Here is a 4,259-nt window from a genome sequence, read left to right as displayed (position 1 = left end):
GGGCTATGTCGCGGGCTGCATCCAGCCGGTTGTTGTCAGCGATGAGGGGGAGGAAGCGGTCATAGACTTCATCGTCTCCTTTGGCTCCGGCGGCAGTTTTCAGGAGTTTCATCTTTTCTGCTGCGGGGATGAAGGGGTTGCCTACGGCCTGCTGAAGCGATGGCTCGGAAGCGAAGGTGCTTTCGAGGGTTTGCATCAGGCAGTAGATGCGTTGGTCGGCTTTCTTTTCGGAGGCGAACTCGAAAAGTGCTTTTGCGTAGCGGCTTGGGATGAGACCTTGGTTCATTGCTTTTGGTTGGGAGCCTTAAGGGGAGTGGATGATGATAGAAGTGGATGATAAGAGGCTTGCCGCCGGTGAGGGTCTGGTCCTCCGGGTTGAGCGCGAGGACATGCTCACTCACTGACCTGGCGTCAGGGGATGCCGGACGGAGGAACTGCTCAGGACTGCCCTTGTCTCCGGAGCGGCTCCGCGGCGGGGACCGCTCCGGATTGTGGGGGTAAGACTATTGTCAGTTCTGTTTTTCCATTTCGTCAAGCAGGGAGCTGACAAGCTGTTCCTGTGCTTTTTCGTCTTTCATCTGGTTGCGGACGACTTTCTGTGCGATGTCGAGCGCGAATGATGAGACTTCGTTGCGGAACTGCTGTTCGGCTTGCTTGCGTTCCTGTTCGATTGACACTTTTGCGGCGTCCATCACTTTTTTGGCTTCGGCCTGGGCTGCCGAGCGGGCTTCCTCGATGATCTGTGTTTTCATCTTGTCGGCTTCGCGGAGCATATCGGCCTGCTGGCGACGGGCGTCGGCTATGTATTTATCCGCCTCTTCGCGGGCATGGTCAAGCTGTTGTTTGGCATTTTGAGCATACTCCACACCTTTGTCGATGAGGTCGGCTCGGTCGGACACACCTTTCAGAATCGCCGGCCAGCCCCACTTCCACAGAACGAAGAAGAGGATGGCGAACGATACGAACATCCAGAATATCAGACCGAAATCAGGCGTGAAAAGTTCCATTTTTCAGATAAATGAAGCTTGGAGATCAGCCCACAAACATTGCGAGGATACAAACGATAACAGCGAAGAGGGCCACACCTTCGATAAGGGCGGCGATAACGATCATGTTACTGCGGATGTCGCCGGTCGCTTCGGGCTGACGTGCGATGGCTTCCATGGCTGACTGACCGATCTTGCCGATGCCGATGCCGGCGCCAATTGCTGCGATTGCTGCACCGATGCAAACGCCGATGCCGAGGGTTCCTTCGATAGCTGCTAAAATCATTGCTAACATAATTGCGGGAGATTAAAAGGGTTATTTTGATTTTTTTGGTTATGCTTTGGGGGCGGTTTCCGGGGCGGTGAGAGTCCCGGCGTTATGGTCTTCTTTTTTATGTTCTTCGTGTCCTTCTTCCTGGCCGAAGGCGATGAAGAGGGTCGAGAGCATGGTGAACACGTAGGCCTGGATGAAGCTGACAAGGACGTCGATCAGAAGCATGAATGATGAGAAGAGGATGCTGACGACGGCGGTGGTTCCTGTGACTGCGGGGCCCATTGCTGCGAAGATGAAGATGAGGAGGGTCAGGACGATGACGATCATGTGGCCTCCCATCATGTTGGCGAACAGACGGACGGTGAGGGCTGCGGGTTTGGTGAAGACGCCGAAGACTTCGATGACCGGCATGATCGGGAGGGGCCATTTGAGCCACCAGGGCACGTCGGGGTTGAAGATTTCTTTCCAGTAGTGTTTGGTGGCGAAGAGGTTGGTCACCAGGAAGGTGATGATGGCGAGCACGAGGGTCACGGCGATGTTGCCGGTGAGGTTGGCGCCGCCGGGGAAGATGACGATCAGACCGAGGAGGTTCATCACGAGGATGAAGAAGAAGACGGTCAGAAGGTAGGGGGCGAATTTGTTGGCTTTGTTCTTGAGGGTCGGTTTGATGACGCCGTCATAGATAAAGAGGATGAGGAATTCGATGGCTCCTGTCATTTTGCGGGGGCCTTTCATTCCCTGGGTGCGGTGCCAGCGGGCTACGGTGAGGATGCTCCAGATGACCAGGATGACTGCGATGAAGACTCCGCAGACGTTTTTGGTGATGGAGATGTCGATGACGGGTTTCACTTCCTTGCCGTCGATGATCTCTACGACTTTTCCTTTGTAGGGGCTGTCTTTTCCGGCGATGCGGAAGAGGGAGGATCCGTCGCGGTATTCATGTCCGTGTTCCACGCGGGCTGATGAAAAGATGTGGAGTCCGTCGCTTCCCCAGACGATTACGGGGAGGGGAATGCTTTTGTGGTGATTGAACGGCACTTCCCAGCCGTAACGGTCGCCAAGGTGTTCGAATATGATACCCTGTGCGTCAACGGCTCCGCTTTTCTCCTCCTGAGAGCCGCCCTGGGTCTGGGAGGCTCGCCCTGCGAGGGGTAGCAGAAGGGCCACAAGGGCCATTGCGATTGCTGCGAGAATATTTCGTTTCATCATCACCTTATTTAATATATGCAGACTGACACGATGTTGCTGTCGACATCGACGATTCCGCCGGTGACGCTGATCCGGTGCTCTTCGCCGTCGGAAGCTGCCGTGTAGCGGATTTCGCCGGGGGTCAGAGTGGAGATCAGAGCGGCATGGCCGGGAAGAACCGTGAAGGCTCCGAGGGCACCCGGAAGGTGCACTGCTTTGACTTCTCCCTGGAAGAGAATGTCTTCGGCCGAGATTACTTTTAGTATCATGCTTTATCTGCTGTTTTGAGAGATTCGGGATTGTAGGGGATAAGGATGGGCGGAGGAGGTTATTTCGCGACCTCGGCCAGGAGTTTCTTGCCTTTTTCGATGGCTTCGTCGATGGTTCCGACGTTGAGGAAGGCCTGTTCGGGGTATTCGTCCATCTCTCCTGAGAGAATCATCTTGAATCCGCGGATTGTCTCGCTCAGAGGCACCATGACACCGGGGAGGCCGGTGAACTGTTCGGCCACATGGAATGGCTGTGAGAGGAAGCGCTGTGCGCGACGGGCGCGGGCAACGACGAGTTTGTCTTCATCGGAAAGTTCGTCGACACCGAGGATGGCGATGATGTCCTGAAGCTCGTTGTATTTCTGGAGGAGCTGCTTGACGGCCTGGGCGGTGTTGTAGTGGTCCTCGCCGATGATGTTGGGGTCGAGGATTCGCGATGTGGATTCGAGGGGGTCGACGGCGGGATAGATGCCGAGCTCGGAGATCTTACGCGAGAGCACTGTTGTTGCGTCAAGGAAGCTGAATGTGGTCGCGGGTGCGGGGTCGGTCAAGTCGTCGGCAGGCACGTAGATTGCCTGTACGGAGGTGATCGATCCGTTTTTGGTTGAGGTGATTCGTTCCTGGAGGGCTCCCATTTCGGATGCGAGCGTGGGCTGATAGCCTACGGCTGATGGCATGCGGCCAAGGAGGGCCGATACTTCAGATCCTGCCTGGGTGAAACGGAAGATGTTGTCGATGAAGAGGAGGATGTCCTTACCGCCGCCGTCCTGGTCGCGGAACTGTTCGGCTACGGTGAGGCCTGAGAGTGCGACACGCAGACGTGCGCCCGGAGGTTCGTTCATCTGGCCGAAGACGAGGGTTGCCTGTGACTGGGCCACCTGGTCCATGTCGACGTCGGCAAGGTTCCATTCGCCTTTTTCCATGCCTTCTTCGAATTTCTTGCCGTATTTCATTACGCCGCTCTCGATCATTTCGCGCAGGAGGTCGTTGCCTTCACGAGTGCGTTCGCCGACACCGGTGAACACCGAGAAGCCGTTGTGGCCTTTGGCGATGTTGTTGATGAGCTCCATGATGAGCACGGTCTTTCCTACACCGGCGCCGCCGAAGAGACCGATCTTGCCGCCCTTGCTGTATGGTTCGAGCAGGTCAATGACCTTGATGCCGGTGAAGAGGATTTCTGTTCCGATCGTGAGGTCGTCGAATTTGGGGGCGGGCTGATGGATCGGACGAAGATCGCTGCGCTTGAGTTCGGGCAGACGGTCGATGGCATCGCCGATGACGTTCAACAGACGTCCTTTGACCTGCTCGCCGGTGGGAACGGCGATGGGGCGTTCGAGGTTGTCGACACGCATTCCGCGGCGCAGACCGTCGGTACTTTCCATGGCCACACAGCGCACGGTGTCTTCGCCGATATGCTGCTCAACTTCGAGGATGAGTTCTCCACCCTCCGGGCGCGTTACTTTGAGAGCCGTGTAGATGGGGGGGATGAGATTGTCGTACCCATCGAAAATAACGTCGGCCACCGGCCCGATTAACTGGGCG

The 4,259-nt window shown here is 56.4% G+C and carries 6 protein-coding genes; all 6 read right to left on the bottom strand.

Annotated features, from left to right (window positions below):
- On the bottom strand, nucleotides 1-286 hold a 286-nt coding region (locus tag K2H17_RS00615; RefSeq protein WP_300130163.1), incomplete at its 3' end, for a F0F1 ATP synthase subunit delta.
- A gap of 223 nt (nucleotides 287-509) precedes the next feature.
- Nucleotides 510-1,007, bottom strand: coding sequence for a F0F1 ATP synthase subunit B (atpF, locus tag K2H17_RS00610; protein WP_300130161.1), 498 nt, complete (start codon nucleotides 1,005-1,007; stop codon nucleotides 510-512).
- A 25-nt stretch (nucleotides 1,008-1,032) separates the two neighbouring features.
- Nucleotides 1,033-1,284, bottom strand: a complete 252-nt coding sequence (atpE, locus tag K2H17_RS00605) for an ATP synthase F0 subunit C (RefSeq protein WP_300130169.1) — start codon at nucleotides 1,282-1,284, stop codon at nucleotides 1,033-1,035.
- Nucleotides 1,285-1,320: 36 nt separating this feature from the next.
- Nucleotides 1,321-2,466 (bottom strand): F0F1 ATP synthase subunit A, encoded by a 1,146-nt coding sequence (gene atpB / locus K2H17_RS00600; RefSeq protein ID WP_300130166.1) that lies wholly within the window; start codon nucleotides 2,464-2,466, stop codon nucleotides 1,321-1,323.
- 11 nt (nucleotides 2,467-2,477) lie between these two features.
- The gene (locus tag K2H17_RS00595) at nucleotides 2,478-2,717 is read right to left on the bottom strand and encodes a F0F1 ATP synthase subunit epsilon (protein WP_300130159.1); all 240 of its coding nucleotides are present in this window, start codon (nucleotides 2,715-2,717) and stop codon (nucleotides 2,478-2,480) included.
- Nucleotides 2,718-2,776: 59 nt separating this feature from the next.
- Nucleotides 2,777-4,259 (bottom strand): F0F1 ATP synthase subunit beta (gene atpD, locus K2H17_RS00590; protein ID WP_300130156.1); only part of this gene is annotated, 1,483 nt, incomplete at its 5' end.

It is taken from the genome of Duncaniella sp. (genome assembly GCF_029054785.1).
Taxonomy (GTDB): domain Bacteria; phylum Bacteroidota; class Bacteroidia; order Bacteroidales; family Muribaculaceae; genus Duncaniella.
The sequence above is the reverse complement of the archived record's forward strand: the minus strand, read 5'-3'. Positions and strand labels throughout refer to the sequence as shown.